Source organism: Oceanicola sp. 22II-s10i, assembly GCF_002210105.1.
Classification (GTDB): Bacteria; Pseudomonadota; Alphaproteobacteria; order Rhodobacterales; family Rhodobacteraceae; genus Pseudooceanicola.
Genome location: NZ_AQQU01000015.1, coordinates 34,435 through 49,483, shown reverse-complemented (window position 1 = coordinate 49,483; position 15,049 = coordinate 34,435). Strand labels below are relative to the sequence as shown.

Annotated in this window: 14 protein-coding genes; 5 read left to right on the top strand and 9 right to left on the bottom strand. The window is 66.7% G+C overall.

Annotation, left to right across the window (positions count from 1 at the left end; genetic code table 11):
* Nucleotides 1–10 precede the first annotated feature (10 nt).
* Nucleotides 11–721, bottom strand: a complete 711-nt coding sequence (locus tag ATO6_RS22400) for a response regulator transcription factor (RefSeq protein WP_217899050.1) — start codon at nucleotides 719–721, stop codon at nucleotides 11–13.
* Nucleotides 722–795: 74 nt separating this feature from the next.
* Between ATO6_RS22400 and ATO6_RS22395 the strand changes: the two genes are divergently transcribed.
* On the top strand, nucleotides 796–1,509 hold the full coding sequence (locus ATO6_RS22395) for a response regulator transcription factor (RefSeq protein ID WP_088626248.1): 714 nt from the start codon (nucleotides 796–798) through the stop codon (nucleotides 1,507–1,509).
* The gene (locus ATO6_RS22390; protein WP_088626247.1) at nucleotides 1,506–2,993 is read left to right on the top strand and encodes a PAS domain S-box protein; all 1,488 of its coding nucleotides are present in this window, start codon (nucleotides 1,506–1,508) and stop codon (nucleotides 2,991–2,993) included. Before ATO6_RS22395 ends, ATO6_RS22390 begins: the two co-directional genes overlap by 4 nt.
* A gap of 9 nt (nucleotides 2,994–3,002) precedes the next feature.
* Here ATO6_RS22390 and ATO6_RS22385 read toward each other — a convergent pair whose 3' ends face one another.
* Both ATO6_RS22385 and ATO6_RS22380 read right to left on the bottom strand, forming a co-directional pair.
* Nucleotides 3,003–4,031, bottom strand: a complete 1,029-nt coding sequence (locus ATO6_RS22385; protein ID WP_088626246.1) for an Atu2307/SP_0267 family LLM class monooxygenase — start codon at nucleotides 4,029–4,031, stop codon at nucleotides 3,003–3,005.
* A gap of 87 nt (nucleotides 4,032–4,118) precedes the next feature.
* Nucleotides 4,119–4,886: a helix-turn-helix domain-containing protein gene (locus tag ATO6_RS22380; RefSeq protein WP_088626245.1), complete on the bottom strand. Its 768-nt coding sequence runs from the start codon at nucleotides 4,884–4,886 to the stop codon at nucleotides 4,119–4,121.
* Between the two features lie 153 nt (nucleotides 4,887–5,039).
* Between ATO6_RS22380 and ATO6_RS22375 the strand changes: the two genes are divergently transcribed.
* Nucleotides 5,040–5,411 (top strand): nuclear transport factor 2 family protein, encoded by a 372-nt coding sequence (locus ATO6_RS22375; protein WP_088626244.1) that lies wholly within the window; start codon nucleotides 5,040–5,042, stop codon nucleotides 5,409–5,411.
* Complete coding sequence (locus tag ATO6_RS22370) at nucleotides 5,408–5,803, top strand: hypothetical protein (protein WP_088626243.1); 396 nt, start codon at nucleotides 5,408–5,410, stop codon at nucleotides 5,801–5,803. The genes ATO6_RS22375 and ATO6_RS22370 overlap by 4 nt, the downstream gene beginning before the upstream one ends.
* 242 nt (nucleotides 5,804–6,045) lie before the next feature.
* Here ATO6_RS22370 and ATO6_RS22365 read toward each other — a convergent pair whose 3' ends face one another.
* Nucleotides 6,046–8,013, bottom strand: coding sequence for a TRAP transporter fused permease subunit (locus ATO6_RS22365; protein ID WP_254919246.1), 1,968 nt, complete (start codon nucleotides 8,011–8,013; stop codon nucleotides 6,046–6,048).
* 115 nt (nucleotides 8,014–8,128) lie between these two features.
* The gene (locus ATO6_RS22360; protein WP_088626260.1) at nucleotides 8,129–9,313 is read right to left on the bottom strand and encodes a TAXI family TRAP transporter solute-binding subunit; all 1,185 of its coding nucleotides are present in this window, start codon (nucleotides 9,311–9,313) and stop codon (nucleotides 8,129–8,131) included.
* Nucleotides 9,314–9,630: 317 nt separating this feature from the next.
* Between ATO6_RS22360 and ATO6_RS22355 the strand changes: the two genes are divergently transcribed.
* Nucleotides 9,631–10,845 carry a DegT/DnrJ/EryC1/StrS aminotransferase family protein gene (locus tag ATO6_RS22355; protein WP_088626242.1) on the top strand — a complete coding sequence of 405 codons (1,215 nt, stop codon included), beginning with the start codon at nucleotides 9,631–9,633 and terminating at the stop codon, nucleotides 10,843–10,845.
* A gap of 3 nt (nucleotides 10,846–10,848) precedes the next feature.
* On the opposite strand, the gene ATO6_RS22350 is transcribed toward ATO6_RS22355, so the two are convergent.
* The 4 genes from ATO6_RS22350 to ATO6_RS22335 all read right to left on the bottom strand — a co-directional run bounded on the left by ATO6_RS22350 (nucleotide 10,849) and on the right by ATO6_RS22335 (nucleotide 15,000).
* Entirely contained in the window at nucleotides 10,849–11,814 is a 966-nt protein-coding gene (locus ATO6_RS22350) for a LysR family transcriptional regulator (protein WP_088626241.1), read from the bottom strand.
* 6 nt (nucleotides 11,815–11,820) lie between these two features.
* On the bottom strand, nucleotides 11,821–12,390 hold the full coding sequence (gene phaR, locus ATO6_RS22345; protein WP_088626240.1) for a polyhydroxyalkanoate synthesis repressor PhaR: 570 nt from the start codon (nucleotides 12,388–12,390) through the stop codon (nucleotides 11,821–11,823).
* Between the two features lie 206 nt (nucleotides 12,391–12,596).
* Nucleotides 12,597–13,040 carry a phasin family protein gene (locus ATO6_RS22340; RefSeq protein WP_088626239.1) on the bottom strand — a complete coding sequence of 148 codons (444 nt, stop codon included), beginning with the start codon at nucleotides 13,038–13,040 and terminating at the stop codon, nucleotides 12,597–12,599.
* 127 nt (nucleotides 13,041–13,167) lie between these two features.
* Complete coding sequence (locus ATO6_RS22335; protein ID WP_088626238.1) at nucleotides 13,168–15,000, bottom strand: alpha/beta hydrolase; 1,833 nt, start codon at nucleotides 14,998–15,000, stop codon at nucleotides 13,168–13,170.
* Nucleotides 15,001–15,049 lie beyond the last annotated feature (49 nt).

Genomic DNA, 15,049 nt, shown 5'->3' with positions numbered 1-15,049 from the left:
GACCCGCAGCCTACTCTTCCCGCCCGATGTCCGGCGCCGTCAGCGCCCCGGTCACGGGTTCATAGACATAGCCGTGCCCGCGCACGGTGCGGATCGCCCCCGTCGCCAGCTTGCGGCGCAGGCGCGACACGCGGGTGTCGATGGCGCGGTCGTAGACCTCGCTGTCGTCCGCGGGGGCAAGCTCGATGATGTCCTGCCGGCTCAGCAACTGGCCGGGCCGGTCCGCAAAGGCCCGGATCAGCGCGACCTCTCCGGGGCCGAGCGCCTCGGCCCGGTCGTTCAGGACGATCTGCTGCGCGGTCAGGTCCACCGTCACGGTCTCGAACCGGACCAGCCGCCGCTCCGCGTGACCATAACGCGCCAGCAGCCCCGCCGCCCGCGCGGCCAGTTCGCGCAGTTCGTAGGGTTTCACGAGGAAATCGTCCGCCCCGAGCTCCAGCGAGATCACCCGCTCCATCGCGTCGCCCTCACCCGAGGCGACGAGGATCGGAAAGGTCTTGCCGGTGGCCAGCCTGCCCAGGATCTGGCTGCCGTGCTCGCCGGGCAGGCCGTAGTCGAGGATCAGGAGATCGGGCGGACCGGCGCGGGCCATCAGGTGGTCGAGATCTTCGCCGCTGTGACCAACCCGCACGTCGAAGCCGCGGTCGGCAAGGTATTCCGCGCAGGCCTCGGCGAGCCCCGCTTCATCCTCGATCAAGTAGATCAGCGCGCCACGCGACATGGGGTCTTGCCACAGATGATGATCGAATCGTTATTGCAACGGGTAGGAAACCCGTCAAGTCAGCGGATTACGCCATGACGACCATAGCCATAGCCGAAGACGAACCCGACCTGCGCGCCGCGCTGGCGGAATACCTGAGCGACAAGGGCTACGAAGTGCTGGAGGCCGGCGACGCGGCGGAATGCCGGGCGCTGTTCGCGGCCCGGACCGTCGACCTCGCCGTGCTCGACATCCAGATGCCGGGCGAGGACGGCCTGTCGCTGGCCCGCTGGATCAGGTCGCAGTCCCGCGCCGGGATCATCTTTGCCACCGCCGCCGACCAGCCCGTCGACCGGATCATTGGTCTGGAACTGGGCGCCGACGACTATGTCACCAAGCCCTACGAGCTGCGCGAGATGCTGGCGCGGGTGCGTTCGGTCCTGCGCCGCATCGGCGACATGCCCGTGGCCGCGCCGGTGGCACAGGCAAATGCCGCGGCTGCGGCTGCGGACATCGCGGTCGGGGGGCTGTCCATTGATGTGGCGGCAAGACGGCTCAGGCGCACCGATGGCGGGGTCGTGGACCTGACGGCGGGCGAATTCGACCTGCTGCTGGCGCTGGCCCAGCGTCCGCGCCGGGTTCTTTCCCGCGACCAGTTGGCCGGGCTCCTCGGCAGCGGCGCAGACGGGCGCGGGATCGACATCCGCGTCACCCGCATCCGCAAGAAGCTGGCCGACAACGGCGTCGCAGGCGTGGTGCAGACTGTGCGGGGCGAAGGCTACCGCTTCATGCCGGAGGGACAGGAATGAAACAGATCGCCGAAGCCCGGTCCAGCGGCCTGCTGGCCGAGGCCCTGCTGGCCTCCGCGCTAGACGCTGTGATCGTCATGGACGAGAACGGCCGCGTCGTGGAATGGAATCCAATGGCCGAGAAGCTCTTCGGCTACGACCGGTCCGAAGCGCTGGAACGCCCGCTGTCCGATCTCGTCGTCCCGCCCGCCATGCGGGATCGCCATGCGGCGGGCTACCGGCGCTATGTCGAGACCGGGGAGAGCCGGATCATCGGCAAGCGGATCGAGATCGAGGCGATCAGGCGGGACGGCACCGTGCTGCCGGTCGAGATGACGATCACCGAGGCGCGTCTGCCGAACCGCCGCCTGTTCGCCGCGCACCTGCGCGACCTGACCGAACGGCGCGCGGCCGCGGCGGCGGCCGAGGAACAGCGGCGCCGGCTCGAGGGTCTGGAGAAGCTGTCGGCCCTGGGGACGCTGCTCGGCGGGGTGGCGCATGAGTTGAACAACCCGCTGGCCGTGATCCTCGCCCAGTCGACGCTGCTGGCGGAAAAGGCCCGCGACCCCGAGACCGCCCGCCGGGCCGAGCGCATCCACAATGCCTCGGAACGCTGCGCGCGCATCCTCAAGAGCTTCATGGCGATGGCCCGCCAGCGTCCGACCCAGCGGGCGCGCACCGATGCCGCCGAGATCCTGCGCGACGCGCTGGACCTGACGGCCTACGGACGGCGCAGCGTCGGGATCGAGACGCTGGCACCCGCCCCCGTGGGTCCGCTGCCCGTGGATGTCGATCACGACCTGGTCGCGCAATCCCTGGCGCATGTGCTGGTCTTCCTGCAGGCCCGGATCGGCGCCGGCCAGGGGCTGCGGCAGATCCGGGCCGAAACGCATCTGCGCGACGGCTTCGCGATGATCGAACTGGCCGACACCGGCCCCGCCCTGTCGCCCGACCTGCTGTCCCGGCTGTTCGAGGCATTCGCCCCGGTCGATCCCGCCGGGGCCGGGACCGGCATCGGGCTGCACATCGCGCGCGAGACCGCCGAGGCGCATGGCGGGCGGCTGATCTGCGACGGCTCCGGCGGAGTCACGTTCCGCATGTTCCTGCCACTGGCGACGGAGGCCGAAGCGCTCGCCGCACCGGCGGCGGGGCTCCGGGTGCTGGTGGTGGATGACGAACCGGACGTGGGTGCGAGCCTTGCCGACATCCTCACCGCCCTCGGTCATTCACCGCTGCTCGCCATCGGCGCTCGCGAAGGGATTGCCCGGTTCGAGGCGCAGGCGTTCGACGTGGTGATGGCGGACTACAGGATGCCCGAACTGGACGGACTGACACTGCTGCGGCGGGCCATAACCGCACGGCCTGCGCTGGCAGGCCGCTGTGTGCTGGCGACCGGCGACCCCGACCGCACCGGCGCGGATCTCGACGCCGCCGGGATCCGGCTGCTGGTCAAGCCATTCTCGGTGTCGGACGTGCGCGATTGCCTCGCGCGGCTGCAGGGCTGAACGCGTCGCTCAGCCCGCCTTGCGCAGCTCCGGCGCGACCTTGGTGCCCAGCACCTCGATCGCCTTCAGCATCTCGGCGTGGTCGATGACGCCGATCGCCATCTGGATGCAGACCCGGTCAAACCCCAGGTCCTCCTTGAGCCCGAGGATCTTGTCCACGACCTTTGCAGGCTCGCCCACGAACATCGCTCCGTCCGGCCCCATCGAGGCGTCGAATTGCGCCCGGCTCTGCGGACCCCAGCCCCGCTCGCGCCCGATCTGGTCCATCACAGCCTTCTGGGCCGGATAGAACACCTCCGCTGCCGCCTTGCCGTCCTCGCCCACGAAACCGTGGACGTTCAGCGACACGCGCGCCTTGTCGGTGTTCCCGTATTTCTCGGCCGCGCGGCGGTAGAGATCGGCCAGCGGCGCGAACCGCCGGGGCTCGCCCCCGATGATCGCCAGCGCCAGCGGCAGGCCGAGCGCGCCCGCGCGGACCATGCTCTGCGGCGTGCCGCCCGCGGCGATCCAGATCGGCAGGTGGTCGTTCACCGGGCGGGGATAGACGCCCAGCCCCTCGACCGGGGCGGTGTGCTTGCCGCCTTCCCAGACCAGCTTTTCCTCAGCGTTCACGGCCAGCAGCATCGCCAGCTTTTCCTCGAACAGCGTGTCGTAGTCGCGCAGGTCGTAACCGAAGAGCGGAAAGCTCTCGATGAAGCTGCCGCGCCCGACCATCAGCTCGGCCCGCCCGCCGCTCAGCGCGTCGACGGTGGTGAACTGCTGGAACACGCGGATCGGGTCGTCGGAGCTGAGCACCGAGACGGCGGAGGACAGGCGGATATTCTTGGTGATCGTCGCGGCCCCGGCCAGAACCGTGGCGGGCGAGGAAATGGCGTAGTTCGGCCGGTGGTGTTCGCCGAGGCCGAACAGGTCGAGCCCGACTTCGTCCGCCAGCGCGATCTCTTCCATCAGGTTGTCGAGCCGCGTGCGCGCGTCGACCGTCTTGCCGCTGACGGGATCCTTGCCGATGTCGCCGAAAGTGTAGAGCCCGACTTCCATGATGCCTCCTGAACTGGTGGCACAGAGGTAGTCATCCGGACAGCGAACACCAGCCCCCTGCCCCGCACAGGCGGTGTGCGGCAGGGATCAGGCCCTGAGCGCGGCGGCGGTGGCGGGATCGGCGGGCAGGAACGCCTCGACCGCCAGTTCGGACAGGCTGACCTCGGTCGCGGTGCCGAAGACGGTGGTGGTGGTGATGAACGACAGCTCCCCCTGCCCCGTCCGCAGCCGGAACGGCAGCGCGATTGCGCCGGGCGTGGCATGACCGGGATCGCCCAGGGGATAGCCCGCCGCCTCGTCGATCAGCGCGCGGATCGCCGGGTCGCGGGTCTGGCGCCATTGGCGTTTCAGGCGCTCCAGCAGATGCGCGCGGACCTCGCCGAGGTTCACCAGCCGGGCAGCCAGCCCCTTGGGGTGCAGCGCCAGCCGGACGACGTTCACCGGCGGCTCCAGCAGCGCGGGATCGACGCCATCGAGCAGGATCGGCACGGCGTCGTTGGCCATGACCATCGTCCACGTTCGGTCGAAGGCCAGCGCCGGGAACGGCGCATGCGCGTCGATCACCGTCTTCACCGCCGCCAGCGCCACCGCCATGTCCGGCGCGTCGAGGGGGCGGTCGCGGTAGACCGGCGCGAATCCTGCCGAGACCAGCAGCGCGTTGCGGTCCCTCAGCGGCACCTCGAGGTGTTCGGCCAGCCGCAGCACCATGTCCCGCGAGGGCGCGGCGCGGCCGCTCTCGATATGGCTGAGGTGCTTCTGCGAGACCTCGGCCTCGGCGGAAAGCGCGAGCTGGCTGAGGTGGCGGCTCTGCCGCCAGCCGCGGATCAGGGCACCGATGGGGGCGTGCTGTGTCATGGGGCGGAAGATACCCGAGGCGCGGGGCCGATCAATGACGTCCGAGGTAATAGGGCGTGCGACGGGCGGTGCGGTTATGACCCCGGACACCATCGGTTTCAGCGCGGGGCGCGGTCAGTCTTTGTCCATTCCGAACGCACAGGAGGGAATGAGATGACCGATCCGAAACACGTGGCGCAGGCCTATATCGAGGTCTGGAACACCGCCGACGACGATGCGCGGGCCGCGAAGATCGCCGCGCTCTGGTCCGAAGACGCGACTTTTGCCGACCCGATGACCCGGACGGAGGGGCACGCAGGCATCGGCGCGATGATCGCGGCGGTCCGTGACGCCTATCCGGGCATGGAGTTCGCCGTGGCGGGGCAGCCGGACGGCTTCGGCGAGATGGTCCGCTTCAGCTGGTCGATGGCCGCGCCGGGGGATGCGCCGGTGGTGCGGGGCACCGACTTCGCCACCCTGCGCGACGGACGGATCGTGGCGGTGACGGGGTTCTTCGACCTCGTGCCCTCGGGGATCGCGGCATGAGCGCGGCGGGGAGTGAGGCGCGGCTGCGCGGAGTGCTCTGGCTGGATGCCGGGATCTGCGCGGTGTTCGCGGTCTTCTGCGTGCTGGCGCGGGGCTGGCTGACCACGGGTCTCGGGCTGCCGGGGTGGCTGGTCACGTGGGGCGCGGTGATCCTTGTTGCGGCGGCTTTGCTCATGGCGCTGACGGCGTGGCGACGGCCGCTGGCGCGGGGGCTGCTGGTGCTGGTCGTCGCGGGCAACGTCGGCTGGGTCGTGGCGAGCGTGCTGGTCGCTCTGGCCGGGCTGGCGGGGAATGGTTGGGGCACCGCCTTCGTGTTGGTGCAGGCGGCGGGCGTGCTGCCGCTGCTGTTGGTGGAGGCACGCGGTCTAAGCCAGAGCGCGCAGGCGGTATGAGCTGAGCGCCAGACGCGGACTCAAGGCCGAAGGCCGCCGCGTATCGCCGGGCCGCCCCCCGGCACGGCGATCTGGTCACCGCTGGCGTTACGCTCGAATGGCGGGCTGACCTGGCCACCATAAAGCGCCGCCGTTCAGAGGTCGGATCGCCGCACCACGGCCCGACGACACGCGGCTTCGCACTCAGAGCGAAAGGGCCCGCCGGTCTCCTGGCGGGCCCTTTCACATTCTCTCTCCCCGCTCTACTCGGCTGGCGCTGCCCCCGCGGCGACCTTCTTGTTGTCCATCCACACGAGCCCCACGAAGATCAGGCAGGCGATGCCGCCCCCGATCGTGCCGTAGAGCCCCGGATAACTGAACGCGAAGCCCGAGATCGCCAGCGGCACCCGCAGCACGCTGCGGACCCGGCCGACCCCCAGCAGGTAGCCTTCCAGCCCGCCCGCGAGGATGATGATCCCCACGATGACCGAGGGCAGGACGTAGATCAGCGGCGTCAGGTCGCCCTGCAGAACCAGCGAGGGTTCGAACAGGAAGAACAGCGGCACGAAGTAGATCACGATCCCCAGCCGCATCGCCGTGAAGGAGGTCTGCATCGGCTTGGCCCCCGCGATGGTCGCCGCGAGGAATGCGGCGGCCCCGACGGGCGGCGTGATGACCGAGAGCATCGCGTAGTAGATGATGAAGAAGTGGACGGCCACCTCGTTCAATCCACCGATCTCGATGATCGCGGGCGCCAGCGTCACGGCAAGGAAGATGTAGGCCACGATGGCCAGACCCGCCATGCCCATGACGAAGCACGCCAGAACCCCGAGCGCGATGATCAGGTAGACGTTGTCGCCGCCCATCTGGACAAGGCTCGACGTCATCGCCCCGGTCACCCCGGTGATCGTCAGGCCGGACACCACGAAGGCGATCGGCAGGATGATCGCCGCCGATTGCGCGATCAGGACGCCGATGGAGCGGATCGTCTCGAACAGCCGCTTCGGCGTCATCATCGTGTCCTTGCGCAGGAACGACAGCGCGATCATCAGCACGCAGGCATACCACGGCGCGTAGTATTCCCACCTCATGTAGAGCAGGCCCCAGGTCAGGAAGATCAGGACCAGCAGGTAGGGCCAGCCGCGCTTCATGACGTCACGCCCTTTCGGCAGCTGATCCGCTGGCAGGCCCTTCATCCCGGTCTTGGCCGCGTAGGCGTCGACCTGCAACATCAGACCGAAGTAGTAGAGGAAGGACGGCAGGATCGCCGCGACCATGACGACCGCGTAGTCGACACCGATGGTGATCGCCATGACGAAGGCGATGGCCCCCATGACCGGCGGCATCACGACGCCGCCCGTGGAGGCACAGGCCTCGATCGCGCCGGCGTAATGCGCGGGATAGCCCACCTTCTTCATCGTCGGGATGGTGATCGACCCGGTCCCCGCGATGTTCGAGAAGATCGAGCCCGACAGCGAGCCGAAGAAGCCCGACGCCACGATCGACACCTTCGCCGGGCCACCGCGATACTTGCCGAAGCCCGCGTTCGCGAGGTTGATGAAGAACTCGCCCGCCCCGGTCGCCAGCAGGATGCCCGCGAAGACGAGGAAGCCGAGGATGATTTCCGCCACGACCTTGGTCGTGATCCCCATCAGGCCCTCGGTGTTGAAGACGTGGTATTCGATCATCCGGTCGAAGCTGTAGGGAATGCCCATCATCACGCCCGGCATCCGGTCCGCGATCAGCGGGTAGAGCCCGAGGATGATGACCACCAGCAGAAACGGCAGGCCCCCGGCCCGTCGCGCCATCTCCAGCATCAGAAGGTAGATGATGATCCCGGCCGGGATGTTCGCCCAGCCCGCCTGCACCATGTCCCAGGCGTAGGTCGAGAACCAGAAGCTGATCCCCATGATCGCGACCGCCGCCACCATGTCGTACCATGGCACCGACTTCTGTCCCTTCACCGCTGGCAGGGCGATAAAGGCCGCCGCGCCGAACAGGCCGATGAAGATCCAGTAATACTGCGCCTCCAGCATGATCCTGCCGCCAATCTTCACGCCGAAGATGAAGCAGATGCCTATGCCGAGGCCGATGACGCAGAGCACGACGAAGAGAATGCTCTGCCATGAATAGAGTGCGCCGAGCCGGGTGATCTCACCCTGCGGCATCTGATCCTCGTCGACATTCGCCGGCGTGGCGGAGTCGACCGGAGTGTTTGGGTTCTGTGTCATGTCGGAAGCCGGTGCTGGGCGCGGTCACACCGCGCGTCCTTGTTGCGGAGCGCCCCGCCGCGGGCCGGATGGCGCGCGCGGCGGGGGTCTTGAAGCTCTCCGATGGCGGGCCGCGTCAGAGACGCGACCGGAAGCCTTCGAGATCCTTGGTGTGCTTCTCGACGATGGCGAGGTAGTCCGGGTTCTCGAACTGGATTTCGACCCCGTTGTCCCGCGCCTCCTTCAGTGCCGCGTCACGTGCCGCGATCCATGCGTCCATCTTCTCGGCCGCAGCCTGGTTCCATTCGTCGTCCGCATCCGTCCAGATGCCGATTTCCTTCAGGTAACGCACGGTCCCCTCGTGCACCGGCATCGGGGTCCGGTCGAGGTAGCCGCGCCACAGGTCACGGCTCATCCGTGCGGCCAGCATGTGGGTCTTGGCGTAGTTGTCGAAGCTGGTGTCGAACCACTTGGCCATGTGGTAGACGAAGTCCGCATCGGCACTGGTCGGCACCGTGTAGACGAAGTTCGAGGTCGCCCCCGGCACGCCCTTGGCGGTCGAAACGCCGACGGTCATCTCGGACGGCACGAGCATCGGGTTGATGTTGAGATAGGCGTCCCAGCCCGGATTGTCCGCGGGCATCGGCAGCCAGCGGATCGAGCCCGGCGCGGCCTCCATTTCCGACAGGACCGACGAGATCGGCGAGCAATAGGCGATGTCCGCCTTGCCCTCGACCACCGACTTGCAGTTCTCGCCGTAGGACGAGGTCGGGATGTAGGTGATCTTGCTGTCCACCTCTTCCTGCGTCATCCCGAGATAGGCCGGGATGCCGACCTTGACCGCTTCGGTCATCGCGGGCGACGACGCGGCCTGCGCGAACCGCAGCCCGCCCTTCTTGAGGTCTTCGAGCGCCTGCACGTCGCCCTTGCCCGAGGTTACGAAGCCCCACGGCGTGTCGTTGTGGTGCCAGATCATCCGCATGGATTTCGCCGGGACCGACGCATAGGCCAGGATGCCCTCGATCTGGAACCGCATCTCGGAGGCCGAGACGGACGAGATCTGGATGTCCTCGCGGTTGACGAGGCGGTTGTAGCGCTCGGGCTCGGACCCGGTCGGCACGATCCGCACCGTCATCCCGGTTTCCTGCTGCAGCACCGGGCCCCAGCCGTTGGTCGAGGCGAACGACCCGGTCGATGTGGATGGTGTGCCAATCACCAGCAGCCGCGGCCACTTGTAGTCCTGCGCGGATGCCGATCCCGCCACCAGTGCGGCGGCGACAGCGAAGCCTGACGCGAGTCCGCGCCAATTCGTCTTTTTCATGCTTTCCTCCCTGATGGGCGCCCGGTTCATCCGGTCGCCACATGGCCCGGCCTTCCCCTTCATTGTGATGCCGGCCCCTCCTCCTGAGGCGGCACACGGGGAAATTCACCGAACGACAGGTAAAATTTACGAGCGGAAATCCCTTTACGTCAAGGACGATGCATACCGGTTGCATAAACATGGCAGAGGGTCATTGAAGTTGCGGAATAATTTTCCGCCGGGCCAGATCGGGCCTGCAATGTCATGGAGTTTTCATTTTGCTATGAGGCCCCGATGATTTAGAAATTCCGAAACAGTTTTTCGGGATTCTTGAACATATGACCTTGCCCCCCAACGTCTACGATGCCGAACCGATCCCCGAAGCCGCCGCGGCCGAGATTGCGCGGCTGCTGCAATCGGGCGACCTGTTTCGGTATACCGCCCCGCAGGACGCCCCGGTCGCGCTGCTGGAGCGGGAATTCGCGGACATGATGGGGGCGAAGTATGCGCTGGCCGTCGCCTCGTGCTCGGCCGCGCTGTTCCTGTCGCTCAAGGCGCTGGACCTGCCGCGCGGGGCAAAGGTCCTGATCCCGGCCTTCACCTTTGCCGCCGTGCCCTCGTCCATCGTCCATGCCGACTGCACGCCGGTGCTGGTCGAGGTGGGCGACAACTACCGCATCGACATGGACGATTTCGCGGCCAAGCTGCCGGGGGCTGACGCGGTCATGATCTCGCACATGCGGGGACACACCTCGGACATGGACGCGATCATGGCGCTGGCTGACACGGCGGGCGTGCCGGTGATCGAGGACGCGGCGCATTCGCTGGGAACGACATGGCACGGGCGCAAGATCGGGACGATCGGCCGGATCGGCTGCTTTTCGTTCCAGAGCTACAAGCTGCTGAACGCGGGCGAAGGCGGCGTGCTGATCACCGACGACCCGGAGGTGATGGCGCGGGCGGTCATCATGTCGGGCGCCTATGAGCACAACTGGCAGAAGCACAAGGCACGGCCGGGCGAGAACTCCGACGACCTGGCGCGGGCCTTCGCCCGCTGGCAGAACCGGCTGCCGCTTTACAACACCCGGCTGTCGAACCTCGCCGCCGCCATCGTCCGGCCCCAGCTGGCCGAGGTGCCGCGCCGGGTGCGTGACGGGCGGCGCAATTACGACTACGTCGCGGCCCGGATCGCCGCGTCGCCGTGGATCGACGTGCCCGAGAAGCTGGGCCCCGAACAACGCGCGCCGGATTCGCTCCAGTTCAACCTCGTCGGGCTGACCGAGGCTCAGACGCTGGCGTTTCAGGATGCAGCCAAGGCGCGCGGCGTGTCGGTGCAGGTCTTCGGCCTGTCAACGGACAATGCGCGGGCCTTCTGGAACTGGCAGTTCCTGGGCGAGACACCCGACCTGCCCCGCACCCGTGCGATGCTGATGAAGGCCTGCGACACCCGCCTGCCCGCCCGCCTGACACAGCCCGAGCTGGACATCATCGCCGCCGCCATCACCGGCGCGGCGGAGGACGTCATGGGCGCGGAACGGCGCTTCGGCACCTGAGCGTCACAGCACCCGCACGGTGCCCTTGAGCGTGGGATAGGCCTCTTCCGCCGGGGCCAGCACGACCTCCTGCAGCAGGGTGCGTATCTCGTCCGCCACCCGTTCCGGCAACTCGCCCAGCATACCGGCCCGTGCGGTCAGCACGATGCGGCGGGTCAGCGGCGCGAACGGCAGCGGATGGATCGCCAGCCCCGGCAACAGCCGCCGCGCCCGCATCAGGGCCAGCGGCGGCAGGATGGTCCAGCCCTCGCCCTGCCCGACCATCGCCAGCAGCGCGTGATAGCTGTCCAGTTCGAACCGGTGCGCCAGCGTCAGGTCCAGTCGGGTCAGGTGCGACGCGACCAGCCGCCCCATGTGGTGGCGCGTGGTGTAATGCACCAGCGGCCGGTTGCGCAGCTGGTCGAGCACCGGACCCGAAGGATCGAGATCACCCTCGCGCACCGCGATGACGAAGTTCTCGGACCACAGCGGATGCACCTCGGCCCAGGCCGGTGCCGGTCCCATCTCGGCGGCGACGACAAGGTCCAGCGCCTGCGCGTCCAGCTGGTCGTAGAGTACGTGGCTGGCGTTGGTTTCCAGCAGGAACTGGCAGGTCGGCTGCTGTCCGGCCAGTCGGGTCAGAAGCCGGGGCGTGATATCCGCCTCCAGATCGTCGATCATTCCGAGCCGCAGCCGCGACAGGCCCGCGCCGCCCTCGCCCCGCACCTCGGCGCGGGCCTGCGCGGCCTCGTTCAGGATCGTTTCGGCACGACGCCGGAACGCCTCGCCCGCCGCGGTCAGCACGACGGGCCGTGCATTGCGGAGCAGCAAGGTCGCGCCCAGTTCGGTTTCCAGATTGGTCAGTTGCTGCGACACGGCCGAGGGGCTGGCCCCCAGACGCCGCGCAGCGGCCGAGATCGAGCGTTCCTCGGCGGTGGCCACGAAGACCTCGATCCCCCAAAGGGTGATCCGTCCTGCGCCTTCCGCCACGACGGATCAGCCGTCGAGATCGGAGAGTTTCTTCTGCAGTTCGGCCAGCTGCTTCTTTATCGCGTCGAGGTCTTCGCCCTTGTCGGATTTTTCAGGGCTTTTTTTTTCCTCGCGAGCGCCAGCGCCCGGCCAGTTGCCCGAGAAGCCGCCGGTCATCGCCTTCAGGAACGCCTCCTGCTGGGCCTGCATGGCCTCGAACCCCGGCATCTTGGCCATCGGGTTCATCGTGGTCATGTTTTCCATCATCTTGGACTGGCCGTCGCGCAACATGTCGAAGGACATCTGCAGGAACTGCGGCACCACGGTCGAGGCCGAGGTGGTGTAGCTGCGCACGAGATCGGTGAGCACCGCCAGCGGAAGGACGTTTTCGCCCCGCCCTTCGTGTTCGGCGATGATCTGCAGCAGGTATTGCCGGGTCAGGTCGTCGCCGGATTTCAGATCGACAATCTGCACATCGCGGCCTTCGCGAATGAAACTCGCAATATCCTCGAGCGTCACGTAATCGGACGTCTCCGTATTGTAGAGCCGGCGCGAGGCATAGCGTTTGATGAGCAGCGTCTTTTCGGTATCGGCCACGGCAGTTCTCCGATCATGCAGCACTGCAGCGAAGCGTAGGGCACGAAATCTTAAAAGGAAAGCGTCACGTCAGCGTGAAGTTCGGATTCCGGTCAGTGCAGCGCGGCATTGTCGGTCCTGAAACGAAGACGGGCGGGCCGAATGGCCCGCCCGATCCTACCGCACCCCCGGGAAAAGGGAGGAGCAAGGGGGTGCAGATTCTGCGATTACTTCGCGGCTGCTTTCTTGGCAGCGGCGGTCGCGTCTTTGGTGGCCTTCTGGATGGTGGCCGACGCTTCTTCGGACATGTCCTTGCCGGCAGCCATCATCAGCTCGACGGTTTCGGACTGAACTTTCTTCGCGATCTCGGCGAAAGCGGCCATGTGCTCGGCCGACATTTCAGCGTAGGACGAGGCGAAGTCGGTCATCGCTTTCGCGTAGTCCGCCGGCTCGGTCTTGGCTTTGGTCATTTCGCCCATCTTGGAGATCGTGTCCTTGGTCCACTTCGAGGTGATCTCGGCCGACTTGTCAGCGGCTTCGAGGTACACGCCCGACAGCTTCTCACCGAGGGAAGCCTGGGATTTGAACGCGCCTTCGAAGGCGGAGGTATCCACCGGGAACGCGCCCATCATGTCTTTCATCATGGCGGTGAAGTCTTGGGTCTTTGCCATTGGTCAATTCCTTCTTTCTGGCCTTCCGGGTCCGTGGGGCCCGGTATGTGTTCGTTGAGAAGGAATATGCATGCTGCGGCGCAGCATTTCAAGTGAAATTTCTGCACTGCAGCAAAAATCAGGATTTTCAGCGGGATGCGCCCGCTTCCTGTGCCTTACGCTGGGGAATCACGTAGCTGCCGGGGGCCGGAAGCAGCGCGGGGTGAGTCGCGTCGCCGGGGGTCCGGGCCTCGACTTTCTTGCCCGACCGCTTGGCCAGCCACTTGCCCCACCGGGGCCACCAGCTGCCCTCGGTGAACTCCGCACCCTCGAACCAGACATCCGCCGCGCCCTTCATGTCGGGGTTGGTGTAGTGGCCGTATTTCTTCTTGGACGGCGGGTTCACGATTCCGGCGATGTGCCCCGATTCCGAAACGACGAAAGTCATGTCATCGGTCGAGGTCATCTGCATCCCGCGATAGCAGTCCTTCCACGCGGCGATATGGTCGGTTTCACAGGTGACGGCGAAGACCGGCAGATCGACGTCCGAGATGTGCAGCGTCTCGCCCATGAGCGGCAGGCCGGTGGTGGTGAACAGGTTCTTCTGGCAGAGCTTGCGCAGATACTGCACCGCCATCTTGCCCGGCAGGTTGGTCCCGTCCCCGTTCCAGTAGAGCAGATCGAACGCCGGGGGCGCCTCGCCCATCATGTAACTGCGGATCGCGGGACGATAGACGAGGTCGTTCGCGCGCAGGAACGAGAAGGTCCGCGCCATGATATGGCTGCGCAGGATCCCCTGCTCGGCCACCTCGGCCTCGATCCCGTCGATGAAGTCGTTCTGCAGGAAGGGCGTGAATTCCCCCTGCTCCGCGAAATCCGTCAGCGCGGTGAAGAAGGTCGCGGACTTGATCGAGGTATCGCCGCGCTTTTTCATCAGCGACAGCGTCATCGCCAGGGTCGTGCCGCCGATGCAGTAGCCGACGACGTTCACCTGGTCCTGCTCGGTGATCTCCTTCACCTCGCGAACGGCGGCCAGGAAGCCGTCCTCGATGTAATCCTCGAGCCCGGTGTTGCGGTAGCTTTCGTCCGGATTGACCCAGGACACCACGAACAGCGTGAAGCCCTGCTCGGTGATCCACTTGATCAGCGAGTTCTGCTCCTTGAGGTCGAGGATGTAGAACTTGTTGATCCACGGCGGGAAGATGATGAGCGGGATCGCATGCACCTTCTCGGTCGCGGGCGCATACTGGATCAGCTCGATCATGTGGTTGCGGTAGACCACCTGCCCCGGCGTCGCGGCGATGTTGCCGCCCAGCTGGAACGCCTTTTCGTCCGACAGCCGCACCAGCAGCTCGCCATCGTTGGCCTCGATGTCGCGGACGAGGTTCTCCAGCCCGTCGATCAAGCTCTGCCCCTCGGTCGCCGCCGCACGTTCCAGCGCGTCGGGGTTGGTGGCGAGGAAGTTCGTCGGCGCCATCATGTCGATGATCTGCTGGCTGAAATGCTTCAGCCTGCGCCGCTCGACCGGCTCCAGCCCCTCTGCATCCTCGACTGCCTGCCGCACGGCGGCGGCATTGCGCATGTATTGCTGCTTGATGAAGTTGAAATAGGGGTGCGTCTTCCACGCCGGGTTGGCAAAGCGCGGGTCATCGGGCGTCTCGTCCTCGGGCGGGGCCAGCTTGCCCTGCGCCATCTGGCTCTGGATCTCGAGGTAGTGCTTGACCGACTTGCCCCAGTAATCGAGCTGGTGCTCGAAGATCTTGGCTGGGTTCTGCATCATCTCGGACCAGTAGGCGCCGACGGCCTTGGAAAAGACCTCCGGATCCGGCTGGTTCAGCTCGGGCCGGGGCGCGTTGCGGCCCGAGATCGCGGCGATCAGCCGTTGCGACAAATCCTCGACCCGCGAAAGGTTTTCCGTGAGCCGTTCCAGATGTTCGGCATCAGGGGTAGCTTTACCGTCCTGCTGGTCCCGAGTTGTCATTGGTGCAATTCCCCCCTAGATTGCTGCTGTGCAGCATCGCACCATGTCG